The organism is Allobosea sp. P2_B12 (assembly GCF_056404835.1).
In genome coordinates, this window is the sequence record NZ_JBFUDG010000003.1 from 191,402 (window position 1) to 207,588 (window position 16,187).

Genomic DNA, 16,187 nt, shown 5'->3' on the forward strand with positions numbered 1-16,187 from the left:
GACAGCATCGGGGACGGGCAATAAAGGAGGCCGTGCTGACGACGGCTCGATGCGCGGGCTCGAACAGGGATCGTGTGGTTTTTTTGCAGGATCGTGGCCATTTCACGATCGTACAAGGAGCTGCTGCCATGTCCGAACCCGACAAAAACGCTTCAGACTCGGAGTTGCGCGCAAGACTGGGTTCTTTGAAGACTGCCCTCGGGCAGGCCGACAAGAACGAAAAGCCGGGCGCGAGCCAGGCTGGACCGGACGGGGCCCTTGCAGGTGCCATGTCTTCAGGCTTTCGCGCCGCGACGGATCTCGCAGGCGGCATCATCGCAGGCGCCCTGATCGGGATCCTCGCAGACCGGTGGCTTGGAACGTCTCCGTTCCTGTTGATCATCTTCCTGGTGATCGGCGCCATGGCTGGGCTGCGTTCCGTCTATCGGCTCGGTTCGCGTCCGACCTCCGGGTCCAAGGACAGCGCACCGAAGGACTGACCGAGGCTGGCGGCCGGATGGCCGCACGACAAGGGGCTGGAGAGACATGGCGGCTGGCGGCGGAATCGATCCGATCCACCAATTCGAGATCAAGCCGATCGTCGGCTTGCGGCCGTTCGGCCTCGACCTGTCCTTCACCAACGCGTCGCTGCTCATGGTCTGCGTTGTGGCCGTGGTCTCGGTCATCATGATCTATGGTTCGAGCCAGCGTTCGGTCGTTCCCGGCCGGCTGCAGTCGCTCGCCGAAATGATCTACGAATTCGTCGCCTCCACCGTCACCGGCGTGATGGGCAAGGAAGGCATGACGTTCTTCCCGCTCGTCTTCTCGCTGTTCATGTTCGTGCTGGCCGGCAACATGCTGGGCATGATCCCGGGCTCCTTCACCGTGACGAGCCACATCATCGTCACCGCCGCCTTCGCCTTCCTGGTGATCGGCACCGTGCTGGTCTACGGCATCGTCAAACATGGCAGCCATTTCTTCGGCCTGTTCGTCCCGTCAGGCGTGCCGGGCTGGCTCCTGCCCTTCATGGTGCTGATCGAGGCGGTGTCCTTCGTCTCGCGGCCGATCTCGCTCAGCCTGCGCCTGTTCGGTAACATGCTGGCCGGCCATATCGCGCTCAAGGTCTTCGGCGGCTTCGTCGTCGCGCTGTTCGCCGCCGGTGGCGCTGCGACCATCATCGCGCCGCTGCCGCTGCTGCTGGCGGTCGCCCTGACCGCCCTCGAATTCCTCGTCGCCTTCCTGCAGGCCTATGTCTTCGCGATCCTGACCTGCGTCTATCTCAACGACGCTCTGCACCCCGGCCACTGAGCCAGGCAGAGTTCGCGAGACCATCCAACCCGCCTCTTAGCCTTTTCACACTGGAGAAAGACCATGGATCCCGTTGCAGCCAAGTACATCGGCGCTGGCCTCGCCTCGCTCGGCATGGGCCTCGCCGCCATCGGCGTCGGCACCATCTTCGGCAACTTCCTCTCGGGCGCCCTGCGCAACCCGTCGGCCGCCGACGGCCAGTTCCCGCGCGCCTTCATCGGCGCGGCGCTCGCCGAAGGCCTGGGCATCTTCGCCTTCGTCGTGGCGCTCGTCCTGCTCTTCGTGGTCTGACGCTTCAGCCCACCTGCTTCCCGTCGCGCCCGATCGCCCCTCGAGGGTTCGGGCGCGGCTTTCTGTTCCTTCCGCTGAAAGGCAGCCCATGCCGGTTCGATCTTCACGGTTCGTCAGGCACGGATGGGCCGGCCTCGTCGCATCAGTGCTGTCCGCCACGCTGCTGGCAGGAGCGGCTGCTGCCGCGACGCCGCCGCTGAGCGGCGAAAAGGCCGCCTTCCCGCCCTTCGACGTCGCGACCTTCTCGGGTCAGCTGTTCTGGCTCGCCATCACCTTCGGCGCGCTCTACTGGCTGATGTCGACGATCGCCCTGCCCCGCGTCGGAGCGATCCTCGAGGAGCGCGCCACGACGATCTCGCGCGATCTCGACAATGCCGCCCAGATGCAGGCCAAGGCGGAAGAGACCGCCCAGGCCTATGAGAGCGCCCTGACCGAGGCCCGCAAGAACGCGCAGGCCATCGCCCAGGCGTCACGCGATGCCGGCGCCAAGGCGTCGGACGAGCGGCGCCATGCCGTCGAGGCCGAGCTTTCGGCCAAGCTCGCCAAGGCCGAGGCGACGATCGCCACGACCAAGACCAGCGCGATGACCAATGTCCGCGGCCTCGGCAGCGAGGTCGCCATCGCGATCGTCACCAAGCTGACCGGCCAGGCTCCGAGCGCCAGCGAGGCGTCCGAGGCGGTCGACCAGGTTCTGGCGCGCGGCTGAGGAGAATATCAATGGATACGTTCTGGGTCGGCGTCGCCTTCTTCATCTTCATCGGCATCCTCGCCTATTTCGGCGTGCCCAAGGCCATCGTCACCGCGCTTGATTCGCGCGGCGAGAAGGTCGCGCAGGAGCTCGCCGAGGCGCGCCGCCTGCGCGTCGAGGCTGAGAAGCTGCTGGCAGAATACGAGGCCAAGCGGAAGGCTGCCGAATCCGAGGCCGCCTCGATCATCGCCGCCGCGAATGAAGAGGCCAAGCGCCTCGCTGCCGAGGCGGAAGCCAAGCTGAACGATTTCGTCACCCGCCGGACCAAATCGGCGGAAGACAAGATTGCGCTGGCCGAAAGCCAGGCCGAAGCCGAAGTCCGCGCCGCCGCCGCCGAGGCTGCGACCAAGGCCGCCGAGGTCATCATCCGCGCCCAGGTGGGCGGCAAGACCGGCGAGGCGCTGTTCGCCGCTGGCTTGAGCGAGGTCAAGGCGAAGCTGAACTGAAGCCTGCCGCACCGATATTGATGTCAACGCCGCGATCTCCCGGGATCGCGGCGTTGACGTTTCTGGCGCAACTGAGCATTTCCGCGCTTCTCTAAATCACGAAAATTCTCCAAGCTATTGTCTTATCGCATTTTCTTCACGCGAACCGGTGTCCACTTCGCTCGAAAATGCTCTAAATCGAAACGGATCCTGTCATGCGGCTCCTTCGTAGCCTCGTCGCCCTGGTCGTCGGCATCGCGGCGCCAGCGCAGGCGCTGGAACAGGTTGCCTTTTCCTCGCGTGACGGGACCATGCTCTCGGGCTGGCTCTCCAGGCCCGAGGGGCTGGGGCCCTTCCCCGCGGTCATAATGCTGCATGGCTGCGCCGGGTTGTGGACCGGTTCCGGCCAGTTGAGCGCTCGCGAAACCGACTGGACCGCACGGCTTGTCGGCGCAGGATATGCCGTGCTGCTGCCCGACAGCTTTCGCCCTCGTGGCGTATCAGCCCTCTGCAATGACCGAATTCGCAGCCTGATGCCTGCCGACCGGGCGCAGGATGCGTTCGGCGCGCGCGACTGGCTGGCGCAACAACCTTTCATCGCATCCGAACGCGTCGGGCTCATCGGTTGGTCCAACGGAGGATCGACCGCGCTCGAGGTCGCTGGAGAGACCGCAGCAACGGGTGCGGGCGGGCTTCGCGCGGTCATCGCGTTCTACCCAGCCTGCCGCCTCCTCCTCAAGCGCGGCTGGATTGCGCGTGCCCCGACGACGATCCTGCACGGGTTGGCCGATGACTGGACTCCGGCTGCGCCTTGCCAGCGGCTCGCCAGCAAGGGCAGCGCACAGTTTGTCGGCTACCCCGAGGCCTATCACGGCTTCGACCATCCCAACCTGCCTCTGCGCGAACGCAAGGCAGGCTATTCGGAACGTGCGGACGGGTTGGTGACGCTCGGCACGCAGGCCGATGCACGCGCGCAAGCGATCGCCGCGACGATGGCGATCCTGCAGGGGATGTAAGAGACCTCAGTTCGAGACGGTCAGTGTCTTGGCCGGCCGCACAGGTGCAACGACCGCGGGCCTTGCCTCGAGCTTTGGCTGCACCGGCTTCGGCTTGGTCTTACGCGCCGCAATCGTCGAGGTCACGATGCCCTGCGGCGTGTCGAGGCCGTAGATGTCCTCGCGGAACTGGACGAGCCCGTCGGCCCCCTGCCAGCCCGTGAGGTAGACCCAGGCGACCGGGACCTGCTTTTTCAGGGGGATGTTCTTGCGCTCGCCCTTGGCGATCTCGGCCTCGAGCGCCGGCAGGGTCCATTCCGTGCCCTCCAGCAGCCAGGCGCCGAGGTCACGCACCCCCTCGATGCGGGCGCAGCCGGAGGAATTGAAGCGGACATCGTTGCGGAAGAGCGACTTCTTGGGAGTGTCGTGCAGATAGACGGCCTCCGTGTTGGGCATGTCGATCTTCATCTGGCCGAGCGAATTATCGGGACCCGGATCCTGCCGCACGGTGAAATAGGGCGATGTCAGGGTCGCCCAGTTGACCGTGGCCGGGTCGATCTCGCGGTTCTCGGCGCCCAGCAGGCGCATGTGCGACTTGGTCAGGAAGCCGGCATCTTTGCGCATATGCGGAATGATGTCGGCCTTCACGATCGAGGTCGGCACCGTCCAGGTCGGGTTGAGGTTGACCGAGGAGATGCTGGCCTGCAGCACCGGCGAGGGCCGGTCCGGCCGGCCGACGATGGCGAGATGGCGGCGCTGGACCTGGCCATTCTCGACCGCCTCGACGCTGGCGCCGGGAATATTGACCACGACATAGCGCTCGGCGAAGGAAAAGCCGTTGCCTTTCAGCCGCTCCAGCGTCGCGGTGAGCTGGTTCAGGCGAACCTCGACCGGCGTGTTCATCGCCTTCAGGGTCAGGCGGCCGACGGTGCCAAGGTCCGAGAGGCCATGGCGAATCTGGAAGCGCTTCACGGCGGCGACGACATTCGCGTCGTAGACATCGCCCGGCAGCGCGTCAGGCGAGAGATCGCCGCTCAAAAGCAGGCGCTGCTTCAGCGCCGCGACATCGGGACCTTGAGCCTCTGGCTTCAGCGCGGTGACGCTGCCGGGCAGCTTCGGCCAGCCGCCACGCCCCGCGATGTCCTCATGGGCGATCAGGGCGTCGAGCGTGCGGTCATAGGTGTTGGGGCCGTAGCTCGGCTCATTGGCGCGCACGGCAGTGGTGCCGAGAAGGACCGCAAAGGCCGCAGCGACGGTTGATCTGACGAAACGCACGGCCATGGATGTCAATCCCACACTGCGCCATCGGCGCATGAGGCCAAGCATCCCTCGCGCATGGTCAAGGAAGCCTTAAGGCGCGCGGAGATTTCCGTATCGGAATGTTGCTGGCGGCCCGGGCCGCCAGCTTGTGCCCGCTACCTATTCCGCCGCCTCGGCCACCGGCGCCGGCTTCACCCATTTCAGCACCGGCTGGCGGGCCGCGCGGGTCTCGTCAAGGCGGCGGATCGGGGCGTGGTGGGGGGCTGCCGTGAAGCGCTCCTTGTCATTGCCCTTGGCGGCCATGGCGAGGTCGCGCAGCGTCGCGATGAAGAGGTCGAGCGAGGCCTTCGATTCCGATTCGGTCGGCTCGATCAGCATGGCGCCATGGACGACGAGCGGGAAATACACCGTCATCGGGTGGTAGCCCTCGTCGATCATCGCCTTGGCGAAATCGAGCGTCGAGACGCCGGTGCCCTTGAGCCATTCATCGTCGAACAGCGCCTCATGCATCGACGGGTGGTCCGGGAAGGGCAGCGACATCAGATCCGACAGCCCGGCGCGGATGTAGTTGGCGTTGAGGACCGCGTCCTCGGAGGCCTGCTTCATGCCGTCGGCGCCGTGGCTGAGCATGTAGGTGAGCGCGCGAACATACATGCCCATCTGGCCGTGGAAGGCGGTCATGCGGCCGAAGGGGACGTTGCCCGCCGGCGCGTCGGCAGCGTTTTCGACGAGGCGGGGCGTGCCGGCCTCGACATGGATGAACGGAACCGGCGCATAAGGCGCCAGCCGCTCCGAGAGCACGACGGGACCTGCGCCCGGCCCGCCGCCGCCATGGGGCGTCGAGAAGGTCTTGTGCAGGTTGATGTGCATGGCGTCGACGCCGAGATCGCCCGGGCGCGCCTTGCCGACGATCGCGTTGAAGTTGGCGCCGTCGCAGTAGAAATAGGCGCCGGCTTCATGCATGGCGGCAGCGATCTCGACGATCTGCGGCTCGAAGATGCCGCAGGTGTTGGGGTTCGTCAGCATGATCGCGGCGATGTCGGGGCCGAGCAGCGCCTTGACGTCCTCGACCGCGACCGTGCCGTCATCGCGAGCCGGAACCGAGCGCACCGAGAAGCCGATCAGGGCCGCCGTCGCCGGGTTGGTGCCGTGGGCCGATTCGGGAACGAGCACGACGGTGCGGGTCGCGCCCTCGCCCTTGGCGGCAATGGCGGCCTTGATCGCCATCATGCCGCAGGCCTCGCCATGGGCGCCGGCCTTCGGCGAGAGCGCCACGGCCGGCATGCCGGTCAGCGTCATCAGGTAGTGCGAGAGCTCGAGCATGACCTCGAGAGCGCCCGGCACTGTCGAGACCGGCTGGAGCGGGTGCACGTCGGAGAAGCCCGGCATCCGCGCCGTCTTCTCGTTGAGACGGGCATTGTGCTTCATCGTGCAGGAGCCGAGCGGGAAGAGCCCTGTGTCGATGCCGTAGTTCTTCTGGCTGAGGCGCACGTAATGGCGCATCGTCTCGGGCTCGGAAAGGCCGGGCAGGCCGATCTCGCCCTTTCGGGCGTGCTTGCCGAGGCGGCTCTTGAACGGCGCCGGCGCGTCGATATCGACGCCGGTGGTCTCGTGATGGCCGATCTCAAAGATCAGCGGCTCGATCTGCTGCAGCGCCTTGTTGCCGGTGAAGGTGGCGTGCTGCTCGGTAGCGGCAGCGCTGGATTGGGTGGGTCGTCCCTGACGGTTCAGCATCACAGCACCTCCGCGAGCGCCGCCACGAAGGCCGCCCGATCTTCATCCGTGTTGATTTCGGTCGAGGCGACCAAGAGCAGGTCGTCGAGCCCGGCCTTCGGCAGCAGGCGCGAGACCGGGACGCCAGCGAGAATGCCCTTTGCGGCAAGTGCTTCGACGACGGCGGCTGCAGGCTTGCCCAGCTTCACCGTGAACTCGTTGAAGAAGCTGGCGTTGAGGACCGTCACGCCCTTCACGCCCGCCAGCATGTCGGCGAGTTTGACCGCATTGGCGTGATTGACCTCCGCCAACCGTGACAGCCCGGCCTGGCCGAGCAGCGTCATGTGGATGGTGAAGGCGAGCACGCAGAGGCCCGAATTGGTGCAGATGTTCGAGGTCGCCTTGTCGCGGCGGATATGCTGCTCGCGGGTCGAGAGCGTCAGCACGAAACCGCGCTGGCCGGTCGAATCGACCGTCTCGCCGCAAAGCCGTCCCGGCATCTGGCGGATATATTTCGACTTGGCCGCGAAGAGGCCGACATAGGGGCCGCCGAAGTTCAGCGCATTGCCGATCGACTGGCCCTCGCCGACGACGATGTCGGCGCCCATCGCACCGGGCGGCACGACGGCGCCCAGTGACACCACCTCGGTGAAGACAGCGATCAGCAGCGCACCATGGGCCTGGGCCTTCTGCGCAATCGGCGTCAGGTCGCGCAGATTGCCGAAGACGTCGGGGTTCTGGACGACGACGCAGGAGGTCTCGTCGTCGATCTGCGAGAGGATGTCCTCGCTCGCCGAAACGTCCGGCGGCAGCGAGACGACAGCGTCATTGGCCATCTCGGACAGCGTCCGGACGACCTCGACATAATGCGGATGCAGGCCACCCGAGAGCACCGCCTTGCGGCGCTTGGTGACGCGATGGGCCATCAGCACCGCCTCGCCGGTGCCGGTCGAGCCGTCATACATCGAGGCATTGGCGACCTCCATGCCGGTCAGCGCCGCGACCTGGGTCTGGAACTCGAAAAGATATTGCAGCGTGCCCTGCGCGATCTCGGGCTGGTAGGGCGTGTAGCTGGTCAGGAACTCCGAGCGCTGGATCAGGTGATCCACCGTCGCCGGGACATGGTGCTTGTAGGCACCCGCGCCGACGAAGAACGGCACCGAGGAGGCCGCGACGTTGCGGCCCGCCATGCGCGCCATGATGCGCTCGACCTCGAGCTCGCCCTTGGTGCGGGGCAGATCGAGCGGGGCCGTCAGCAGCTTGCCGGCCGGCACGTCGGAGAACAACGCGTCGACATCGGGAACGCCGATGCGCGCGAGCATGTCCTCGCGGTCGGTGTCGGTCAGGGGGAGATAGCGCATGGCAAATGTCCGTATCGTTCAATTGGCGATGAGGCCGGCCAAACCCGCAACGTTCATCCTGGGCGACCGCAGGTCGTCCCGGGAACCATCGGAGGGCTGTGGTGCTCTAGGATGGATCCCGGAGCTGCGCGGCTTCGCCGCTTGTCCAGGATGACGGTGCGCCTGAAATCACAGCGTCTTGACGTAGTTCTGGTACTCGGCCTCGCTCATCAGGCCTTCGAGTTCTGCCACGTCCTTGAGCTTGAGCTTCAGGAACCAGCCCTTGCCGGCCGGGTCCTCGTTGACGGTGCCGGGCGCGGCTTCGAGCGCGCTGTTGACCTCGACCACCTCGCCGGAGACCGGGGCGTAGACCTCGGAGGCCGCCTTGACGCTTTCCACCACCGCGGCTTCGCCGCCCTTGGCGACGGCCTTGCCGATGGCGGGGAGCTCGACGAAGACGACGTCGCCGAGCTGGCCCTGGGCATAGTCGGTGATGCCGACGGTGCCGATGTCACCCTCGACGCGGATGTATTCGTGGTCCTTGCTGTAGCGGGTCTCGGCCATGGGATCTCAGTCTCCGGATAGGGAACGGGTTCGGTTGGGAATCAGCGCTTGTAGCCGTTGGGAACGAAGGGCATCGCCGCGACGACGGCCGGCAGCGGCTTGCCGCGCACGATCAGGTGAACCTGCGTGCCCGGCGCGGAATGAGCCTTGGCGACATAGCCCATGGCGCAGGGTGCGTTCAGCGTGGGGCCGAAGCCACCCGAGGTGACCTTTCCGACGATCTCGCCCTCGGGGGTCGCGATCTCGGCGCCCTCGCGGGCCGGCGCCCGGCCTTCCGGCAGCAGGCCGACACGGACGCGGGAGACGCCATTCGCGAACTCGCCCTGGATGCGCCCGGCGCCAGGGAAACCGCCTTCCTCGCGGCGGCGCTTCTGGATCGACCAGGTCAGCGCGGCCTCGACCGGCGAGGTCGTGGTGTCAATGTCGTGGCCATAGAGGCAAAGCCCGGCTTCGAGCCGCAGCGAATCACGCGCGCCGAGCCCGATCGGCTTGACGGTGGCGTCGAGCAGCAGCGTGTCCCAGATCTCGCCGATCTTCGTCGCGGCGGCGGAAATCTCGTAGCCGTCCTCGCCGGTATAGCCGGAGCGGCTGACATTGGCCTTGATCCCGGCGACCTTCATGGTGCGCGAGGTCATGAAGCCCATTTCGGCAGCCTCAGGCGCGATGGCCGCCAGCGCGGCCTCGGCGGCAGGACCCTGCAGCGCGATCAAAGCGCGATGCTCGGCCTTGATCAGCTTCACATTGGCGGGCAGCCGCGTCTCGACATGGGCGTAGTCCTGCGTCTTGCAGGCGGCGTTGACGACGAGATAGAGCGCGCCGTCCTCGTCGGGATCGATCGAGCGCGTCACCATCAGATCGTCGAGGATGCCGCCCTCCTCGTTCAGGAGCTGCGAATAGCGCTGCTTGCCCGGAGCGAGATTGACGATATCGGCGGGAATCAGGGCCTCTAACGCACGCGCCGTGGTCTCGTGGTCGGGGCCGACGAGGAAGCACTGGCCCATATGCGAGACGTCGAAGAGGCCCGCCTTCTCACGCGTCCAGTTGTGCTCGGTCAGGATGCCTGTCGGATACTGCACCGGCATGTCGTAGCCGGCGAACGGCACCATGCGGGCGCCGAGCGCGACATGGCGAGAATGGAGCGGGGTCTTGAGAACGACGGCCTCGGGCGCAGCCGCGACATCGGCAACGGTGGCATCGGCAACATCAGCCATGGACGGCCCCTTCCAGAGACAAGCGCAAGCCCCGGACGGATGTGTCCGGAACGCGCCCCCTCTGTCTTGGAACCTGAGAGATTTCCCCATACCGGCATGGTGGCGCCGGACAGGTTACACCCGTCGGTGGGCGGAGTTTCCCCCACCACTTTCCAGAGTGCCAGTTCCCACGCGGTCCGTTTGCCTGAGCGTTTCCGGGGCGGTTGCGCCTTCGGCGCCGGGTCTGGCCAAAAACCAGTCCCGGTCTCTCCCGCGGGGATGTTGCGGCTGTTGGCAGAGATACAAGAGCGCCGCCCTAAGTCAATCGCGGCGCTGCCTCGTTTCACGGCAATCGACGCTGCTCTTTGCGGCGCGTCACCAAATCGGCCTAGCGCCGGCGCGAACGCACCGGCGTGGCCGCGCCGCCGCCCAGGCCGACGATGATCTCGACATCGCCGCGGCCGGCCGGGACGACGATGCCGTCCTCGACATGCGAGAAGTCGGTGCCGCCCTGGCCCGAGCCTACAGCGCCGCCGACGCGGGCGGCGCGGCGGGCGACCTGCGTCGTGCCGCGCATAACGACCGTCGTCAGTGTCGCGCCGTAATTGCCGGCGCCACCCGCCGGACCGAGCAGGATGCGGCCCTCGACACCGACCTTGAGGCGGAAGCCGCCATTGCCGGTGGGCGTGCACTCGCGAGCGACGTTGAGGATCGAGATCTGGTGGCGCAGGCTGCCGCTGTCCTGGCCGGACTGGGCCCGAACGGCCGCGCCGCCGTCCGCGATAATGACCTGGGGACAGACCTGCTGCTCCTCCGCCTCGTCCTTCGGCAACTGATCGGGCGGCGGCGGCGTCGTCGACTGGAACATCAGGACGTTGCCCAGTGTCTGCATCGTGCTCGGCTGGCCCGAGGACGAACTCGACGAGCCGCAACCGGCGAGGCCGAGACACAGAAAGGGGAGAGCCAGCAGGGTTTGCCGGCGAAGAAGCTGTTCACTCACGGCAAGGTCTCCACGCCGGGGCCGAAGCCGTTGAGGGAGACAGGCACGCCCACCCCCTCTTCCGGCGTCTGGAATACGATGAAGGTGGCGCTTTTGCCTGATTTAAGCTGGCCGAGCAGGGCGTCGTCCATCACCACCTCGGCGACGCAGCCGGTCGTCAGGCAGCGCACGAAGCCGGCGCGGCCGATATCCTTGTCGTCGATCTTGAGGCCGAGGCCCGACGGCAGCAGCACGCCGAGCGGTGCGACGACGCGCAAGAGCCTGCTCTTCTGGTCGGCCGTCTTCAGCACGATGACGAGGAGGGTCAGATTGGGCCGGTCCTCGGCCGCGACGTTCTGCACGAGCGCGCATTGCTCGGTCTTGGCGCCCGGCGGAACCTCGCAGCGCATCTGCCAGTCGCCATGGGTCGACTTGACAGCGCCCTGGGCCAGAGCCGGGCCAGCGGCCCAAACAGCACCGACGAACACAAGAACAGCCGCCCAGACAGGTCCGATATGCCTACCCATCCTTGCGATTCCTCCAAACCGGCGCCTGCCGCGCAAACCTGTCACCGAAGTAAAGAGCGGAATTCGGGCAGAAAACCGGCTCCTCGCTGCGGAATCCTGCTTCGTCCCGTCGTGGATTGCGTTGGGACCATGCAGGCCCTGTCCTGTCAAGGCAAAGGGCTCAGCCGAGAGTGCCGTTCACGCCAGACCTCGCGCGATTATGCCGCACGAGATGCGTTGACGCCCCGCATTGCCCCACTGGCGCAAGCGTGATGTTTGATTTATCGCAATCTCGAAGAGCAAGGTGGCCTCGCGGTCGCACGAGCCACGCATGGACATCCGTTCTTCATGTGCGTTCCCCAGGGAATGTGCCATGGCGAACACCCCATGCAGGGCATGATTTGAGGAGCTATGTCGGATCGATGCGATTTCTGAGCAGGACCCCAGCAAGCGTGGCCGCCGCGGCCCTTGCCGTCGCCGCGACGACGATCGTCACGGGCAACGCGTTCGCCGGAACCGGCATGCCGAGCCCCTGGCAGTTGAACTTGCAGGGTGCCGCGACCGGGGTCGCCGAATACATCCACTGGTTCCACGACTGGCTCAACGTCATCATCTTCGTCATCTCGATCTTCGTGCTCGGGCTGCTGATCTACATCGCCTGGCGTTTCAACGAGAAGGCCAACCCGGTTCCCTCCAAGACGACCCACAACGCCCTGCTCGAGGTCGCCTGGACGGTGATCCCGGTGCTGATCCTGGTCGTGATCGCGATCCCGTCCTTCCGCCTGCTCAAGCTCCAGCTCGAAATCCCGCAGGCCGACATCACCATGAAGGTGACCGGCAAGCAGTGGTACTGGTCCTATGAATACGCGCAGGACGGCGGCGCCTTCGGCTTCGATTCGCTGATGCTGGACGAGAAGCAGCGCGCCGAGGCCATCGCCGGCAAGAAGATCGCCGCCGAAGAGGCACCGCGCCTGCTCGCCGTCGACAACGAGGCGGTGGTGCCGGTCGGCAAGATCGTGCGGGTGCAGGTCACCGGCGCCGACGTGATCCACAAGTTCACCGTTCCCTCCTTCGGCATCAAGATCGACGCCATCCCGGGCCGCCTCAACGAGACCTGGTTCAAGGCTGATCGCGAGGGCATCTATTACGGCCAGTGCTCCTTCATCTGCGGCCAGAACCACGCCTACATGCCGATCGCCTTCCGCGTCGTCAGCCCGGAGCGCTATGCCGCCTGGCTCGCCGAATCGAAGCAGAAATTCGCCAATGCCGGCGATGCGGTCGGCAAGGTCGCGGCGGCGACGAAGTAACGGCCCGTTCACGCGTCGCGGGCCTTCCGGGGCCCGCATCGAACCTGATTTGACTGACTGTGGCGAAGTGAATTCGCACGAGGAGACCAAGGCGATGGCAACAGCGGCTCCGCACGCTCACGCCCACGGACATCACGACGAGGAACACGCGCATCCGACCGGATGGCGCCGCTGGCTGATGTCCACCAACCACAAGGACATCGGCACGCTCTACCTGATCTTCTCGATCATGGCGGGCCTCGTCGGTGGCTTCCTCTCGATCATGATGCGCATCGAGCTGCAGCAGCCCGGCCTGCAGATCTTCGCCAACGGCCAGAGCTACAACGTCTTCGTCACCGGCCACGGCCTGATCATGATCTTCTTCATGGTCATGCCCGCCGTGATCGGCGGCTTCGGCAACTGGTTCGTGCCGCTGATGATCGGCGCGCCGGACATGGCCTTCCCGCGCATGAACAACATCTCGTTCTGGCTGACGGTCGCCGGCTTCGTCCTGCTGATCATCTCGATGTTCGTCGAGGGCGCTCCCGGCGCCCATGGCGTCGGCACCGGCTGGACGATCTATCCGCCGTTCTCGTCCTCGGGCCATCCCGGCCCGTCGGTCGATTTCGGCATCTTCGCGCTGCATCTGGCCGGCGCGGCCTCGATCCTCGGCGCGATCAACTTCATCACCACGATCCTGAACATGCGCGCGCCCGGCATGACGCTGCACAAGATGCCGCTCTTCGCCTGGGGCGTTCTGGTGACGGCCTTCCTGCTGCTGCTGGCGCTGCCGGTGCTGGCAGGTGCCATCACCATGCTGCTGACCGACCGCAATTTCGGCACGACCTTCTATGACCCGGCCGGCGGCGGCGACCCGATCCTGTACCAGCACCTGTTCTGGTTCTTCGGCCACCCCGAAGTCTACATCATGATCCTGCCGGCCTTCGGCATCGTCAGCCATATCATCTCGACCTTCTCGAAGAAGCCGATCTTCGGCTATCTCGGTATGGCCTATGCCATGGTCGCGATCGGCGTCGTCGGCTTCATCGTGTGGGCGCACCACATGTACACCGCCGGCCTGTCGCTCAACACGCAGCGCTATTTCGTGTTCGCGACGATGGTCATCGCGGTGCCCACCGGCATCAAGATCTTCTCCTGGATCGCGACGATGTGGGGCGGCTCGATCCGCTTCACGGCGCCGATGATCTGGGCGATCGGCTTCATCTTCCTGTTCACCGTCGGCGGCGTCACCGGCGTCGTGCTGGCCAATGCCGGCGTAGACCGCTCGCTGCACGCGACCTATTACGTCGTGGCCCACTTCCACTACGTGCTGTCGCTGGGCGCCGTGTTCGGCATCTTCGCGGGCTTCTACTACTGGTTCCCGAAGATGAGCGGCTACATCATCCCGGACTGGATCGGCCGCCTGCACTTCTGGATCGCCTTCATCGGCGCCAACGTGCTGTTCTTCCCGCAGCACTTCCTCGGGCTTGCCGGCATGCCGCGTCACTATGCCGACTATCCCGACGCCTTCGCAGGCTGGCACTTCGTCTCGTCGATCGGCTCCTACATCTTCGCCGCCGGCCTGCTGATCTTCTTCTACGGTATCTACGTCGCCTTCTCGCAGAAGGTGCTGGCGGGCGACAATCCGTGGGGCGAAGGTGCGACCACGCTGGAGTGGACCCTGTCCTCGCCGCCGCCCTTCCACCAGTTCGAGACCCTGCCGCGCATCACCGGCTCGGACCACTGATCTTTCGGCGGCGGGGCTCCCAGGACCCCGCCGCCGTACCAAGCCCACAGGCGCGTCCACGCGCTTTTGAGGAACGAGACGACCACGCTCATGTCCGCTGCCTTCGACACCCGCAATGACGGCGTCGCGCTGACCTCCACCGGCGAGGCGCGCGATTTCTTCGCGCTGCTGAAGCCGCGCGTGATGTCGCTCGTCATCGTCACGGCGCTGGCCGGCATGGCGACGGCGCCGGGCTCGGTGCACCCCGTCATCGCGCTGGCATCGCTGCTGGCGATCGCGGTCGGGGCCGGCGCGTCCGGCTGCCTCAACATGTGGTACGATGCCGATATCGACGTGCTGATGACCCGCACGGCCAAGCGGCCGATCCCGGCCGGGCGCGTGCTGCCGGCCGAGGCGCTGGCCTTCGGCCTGACGCTGTCGATCGGTGCGGTGCTGGTGCTGGGCCTCGTCGCCAATGTGCTCTCGGCGGCCATGCTCGCCTTCACGATCTTCTTCTACGCCGTGGTCTATTCGATGTGGCTGAAGCGCTGGACGCCGCAGAACATCGTCATCGGCGGCGCGGCTGGCGCCTTCCCCCCGATGATCGGCGAGGCCGTCGTCACCGGCGATCTCGGCATGCATTCGCTGGTGCTGTTCGCGATCATCTTCCTGTGGACGCCGCCGCATTTCTGGGCGCTCGCCCTGGTGAAGTCGGCCGACTACGCCCGCGCCGGCATTCCGATGATGCCCAATGTCGCCGGCCCCGCCGCGACCCGCCGGCAGATCGTGCTGTACTCGCTGGTGATGGCGCCCGTCGCCGTGCTGCCGGCCCTGATGGGCTTCGGCGGGCTGGCCTATCTCGTCGTCTCGGTCACGACCGGGCTTGCCATGATCGCGCTGGCCATCCGCGTCTGGCTGATCACCGAGGGCGAGGCCGCGACCAAGGCCTGCTATTCCCTGTTCGGCTTCTCGATCCTGTATCTGTTCGCGCTGTTCGCTGTCCTCTTGGTCGAGAACGGTCTCGGCCTGATGTGGGCGCTGCCGAAGGTGATGGGATGAGCGAGTCGCGCAGAAAGCTGCCCGCGCCGGCCGCCTTCTCGCCGGAGGACATGGCCCGCCGCAAGCGCCGCAACATCGCGCTGGCGCTGGTTCTGGCCGGACTCGTGGTGTTCTTCTTCGTGGTGACGCTGGTGAAGACCGGCCCCGCCATCATGAACAGGCCGCTGTGATGAGCGCGCCCGAGCCTGTTCGCGAGAAGCCCAAGAATCTCGGCCGCACGGCGCTGATCTGCGCCGGCGTCGCCATGGGCATGACCGGGCTCTCCTTCGCCGCCGTGCCGCTCTACGACATGTTCTGCAAGGCGACCGGCTTTGGCGGCACGCCGATGACCGGGACGGCCGGCGCGGGCACGATCCTCGACCGGACGATGGCGGTGCGCTTCGATGCCAATGTCGCGCCGGGTCTGGGCTGGAGCTTCACGCCCGAAAGCCCCGAGATTCGCCTGCGCGTCGGCGAGACGAAGACGGTGTTCTACAAGATCACCAACAAGACCAGCCGCGCCTCTACCGGCATCGCCAGCTACAACATCGCGCCGGAAAAAGGCGCCGCCTATTTCGTCAAGATCCAGTGCTTCTGCTTCACCGAGCATACGCTGCAGCCGGGCGAGAGCCTGGAAGCGCCGGTCGTGTTCTATATCGACCCGGAGATCGCGGGGAATCGCGAGCTCGACGGCATGAACGCGATCACGCTGTCCTACACCTATTTCGCCTCCAAGGCGGGGCAGCCGCTCGCCCAAAGCGGGGATGCCCCCGCCAAGGGTGACGCAGCCACATCGAACCTGTAAATATCGGCCCCGGAGACGGGTGCTGCAAAGTCGG

General features: G+C 66.1%; 18 protein-coding genes and 1 riboswitch. Of the genes, 11 read left to right on the forward strand and 7 right to left on the reverse strand.

The window, feature by feature from the left end; all coding sequences use genetic code 11:
- The first annotated feature begins 128 nt into the window (after nt 1-128).
- From AC1DYU_RS09755 to AC1DYU_RS09780, 6 genes are all read left to right on the forward strand, one after another.
- On the forward strand, nt 129-479 hold the full coding sequence (locus AC1DYU_RS09755; protein WP_476791452.1) for an AtpZ/AtpI family protein: 351 nt from the start codon (nt 129-131) through the stop codon (nt 477-479).
- A gap of 46 nt (nt 480-525) precedes the next feature.
- Nucleotides 526-1,287 carry a F0F1 ATP synthase subunit A gene (locus tag AC1DYU_RS09760; protein WP_476791453.1) on the forward strand — a complete coding sequence of 254 codons (762 nt, stop codon included), beginning with the start codon at nt 526-528 and terminating at the stop codon, nt 1,285-1,287.
- 63 nt (nt 1,288-1,350) lie between these two features.
- Complete coding sequence (locus tag AC1DYU_RS09765) at nt 1,351-1,578, forward strand: F0F1 ATP synthase subunit C (RefSeq protein ID WP_043231023.1); 228 nt, start codon at nt 1,351-1,353, stop codon at nt 1,576-1,578.
- Nucleotides 1,579-1,666: 88 nt separating this feature from the next.
- A complete protein-coding gene (locus tag AC1DYU_RS09770) occupies nt 1,667-2,284 on the forward strand; it encodes a F0F1 ATP synthase subunit B family protein (protein ID WP_476791454.1) in 618 nt (205 codons plus the stop codon).
- A gap of 11 nt (nt 2,285-2,295) precedes the next feature.
- Nucleotides 2,296-2,772: a F0F1 ATP synthase subunit B family protein gene (locus AC1DYU_RS09775; protein ID WP_158482982.1), complete on the forward strand. Its 477-nt coding sequence runs from the start codon at nt 2,296-2,298 to the stop codon at nt 2,770-2,772.
- Between the two features lie 290 nt (nt 2,773-3,062).
- On the forward strand, nt 3,063-3,767 hold the full coding sequence (locus AC1DYU_RS09780; RefSeq protein WP_476791455.1) for a dienelactone hydrolase family protein: 705 nt from the start codon (nt 3,063-3,065) through the stop codon (nt 3,765-3,767).
- Nucleotides 3,768-3,773: 6 nt separating this feature from the next.
- Here the strand turns inward: AC1DYU_RS09780 and AC1DYU_RS09785 are convergent, their stop codons facing one another.
- From AC1DYU_RS09785 to AC1DYU_RS09815, 7 genes are all read right to left on the reverse strand, one after another.
- A complete protein-coding gene (locus AC1DYU_RS09785) occupies nt 3,774-5,027 on the reverse strand; it encodes a L,D-transpeptidase family protein (RefSeq protein ID WP_476791456.1) in 1,254 nt (417 codons plus the stop codon).
- Nucleotides 5,028-5,165: 138 nt separating this feature from the next.
- Nucleotides 5,166-6,740 carry an aminomethyl-transferring glycine dehydrogenase subunit GcvPB gene (gene gcvPB / locus AC1DYU_RS09790; protein ID WP_476791457.1) on the reverse strand — a complete coding sequence of 525 codons (1,575 nt, stop codon included), beginning with the start codon at nt 6,738-6,740 and terminating at the stop codon, nt 5,166-5,168.
- On the reverse strand, nt 6,740-8,080 hold the full coding sequence (gene gcvPA / locus AC1DYU_RS09795; protein WP_476791458.1) for an aminomethyl-transferring glycine dehydrogenase subunit GcvPA: 1,341 nt from the start codon (nt 8,078-8,080) through the stop codon (nt 6,740-6,742). The genes gcvPB and gcvPA overlap by 1 nt, the downstream gene beginning before the upstream one ends.
- 168 nt (nt 8,081-8,248) lie before the next feature.
- The gene (gene gcvH, locus AC1DYU_RS09800) at nt 8,249-8,623 is read right to left on the reverse strand and encodes a glycine cleavage system protein GcvH (RefSeq protein WP_476791459.1); all 375 of its coding nucleotides are present in this window, start codon (nt 8,621-8,623) and stop codon (nt 8,249-8,251) included.
- A gap of 41 nt (nt 8,624-8,664) precedes the next feature.
- Nucleotides 8,665-9,834, reverse strand: coding sequence for a glycine cleavage system aminomethyltransferase GcvT (gcvT, locus tag AC1DYU_RS09805; RefSeq protein WP_476791460.1), 1,170 nt, complete (start codon nt 9,832-9,834; stop codon nt 8,665-8,667).
- A 162-nt stretch (nt 9,835-9,996) separates the two neighbouring features.
- Nucleotides 9,997-10,097, reverse strand: a riboswitch (glycine riboswitch).
- Nucleotides 10,098-10,201: 104 nt separating this feature from the next.
- Nucleotides 10,202-10,813 (reverse strand): hypothetical protein, encoded by a 612-nt coding sequence (locus tag AC1DYU_RS09810; RefSeq protein WP_158482975.1) that lies wholly within the window; start codon nt 10,811-10,813, stop codon nt 10,202-10,204.
- The gene (locus tag AC1DYU_RS09815) at nt 10,810-11,319 is read right to left on the reverse strand and encodes an invasion associated locus B family protein (protein WP_158482974.1); all 510 of its coding nucleotides are present in this window, start codon (nt 11,317-11,319) and stop codon (nt 10,810-10,812) included. The genes AC1DYU_RS09810 and AC1DYU_RS09815 overlap by 4 nt, the downstream gene beginning before the upstream one ends.
- A gap of 401 nt (nt 11,320-11,720) precedes the next feature.
- Here AC1DYU_RS09815 and coxB point away from each other — a divergent pair, with 401 nt between their 5' ends.
- From coxB to AC1DYU_RS09840, 5 genes are all read left to right on the forward strand, one after another.
- The gene (gene coxB, locus AC1DYU_RS09820; RefSeq protein WP_158482973.1) at nt 11,721-12,605 is read left to right on the forward strand and encodes a cytochrome c oxidase subunit II; all 885 of its coding nucleotides are present in this window, start codon (nt 11,721-11,723) and stop codon (nt 12,603-12,605) included.
- A 94-nt stretch (nt 12,606-12,699) separates the two neighbouring features.
- Entirely contained in the window at nt 12,700-14,331 is a 1,632-nt protein-coding gene (gene ctaD / locus AC1DYU_RS09825; protein ID WP_476791461.1) for a cytochrome c oxidase subunit I, read from the forward strand.
- A 90-nt stretch (nt 14,332-14,421) separates the two neighbouring features.
- The gene (locus tag AC1DYU_RS09830; RefSeq protein ID WP_476791462.1) at nt 14,422-15,369 is read left to right on the forward strand and encodes a heme o synthase; all 948 of its coding nucleotides are present in this window, start codon (nt 14,422-14,424) and stop codon (nt 15,367-15,369) included.
- Nucleotides 15,366-15,539, forward strand: coding sequence for a hypothetical protein (locus tag AC1DYU_RS09835; RefSeq protein ID WP_476791463.1), 174 nt, complete (start codon nt 15,366-15,368; stop codon nt 15,537-15,539). Before AC1DYU_RS09830 ends, AC1DYU_RS09835 begins: the two co-directional genes overlap by 4 nt.
- The gene (locus AC1DYU_RS09840) at nt 15,539-16,153 is read left to right on the forward strand and encodes a cytochrome c oxidase assembly protein (RefSeq protein WP_476791464.1); all 615 of its coding nucleotides are present in this window, start codon (nt 15,539-15,541) and stop codon (nt 16,151-16,153) included. Before AC1DYU_RS09835 ends, AC1DYU_RS09840 begins: the two co-directional genes overlap by 1 nt.
- The last annotated feature ends 34 nt before the right edge of the window (nt 16,154-16,187 follow it).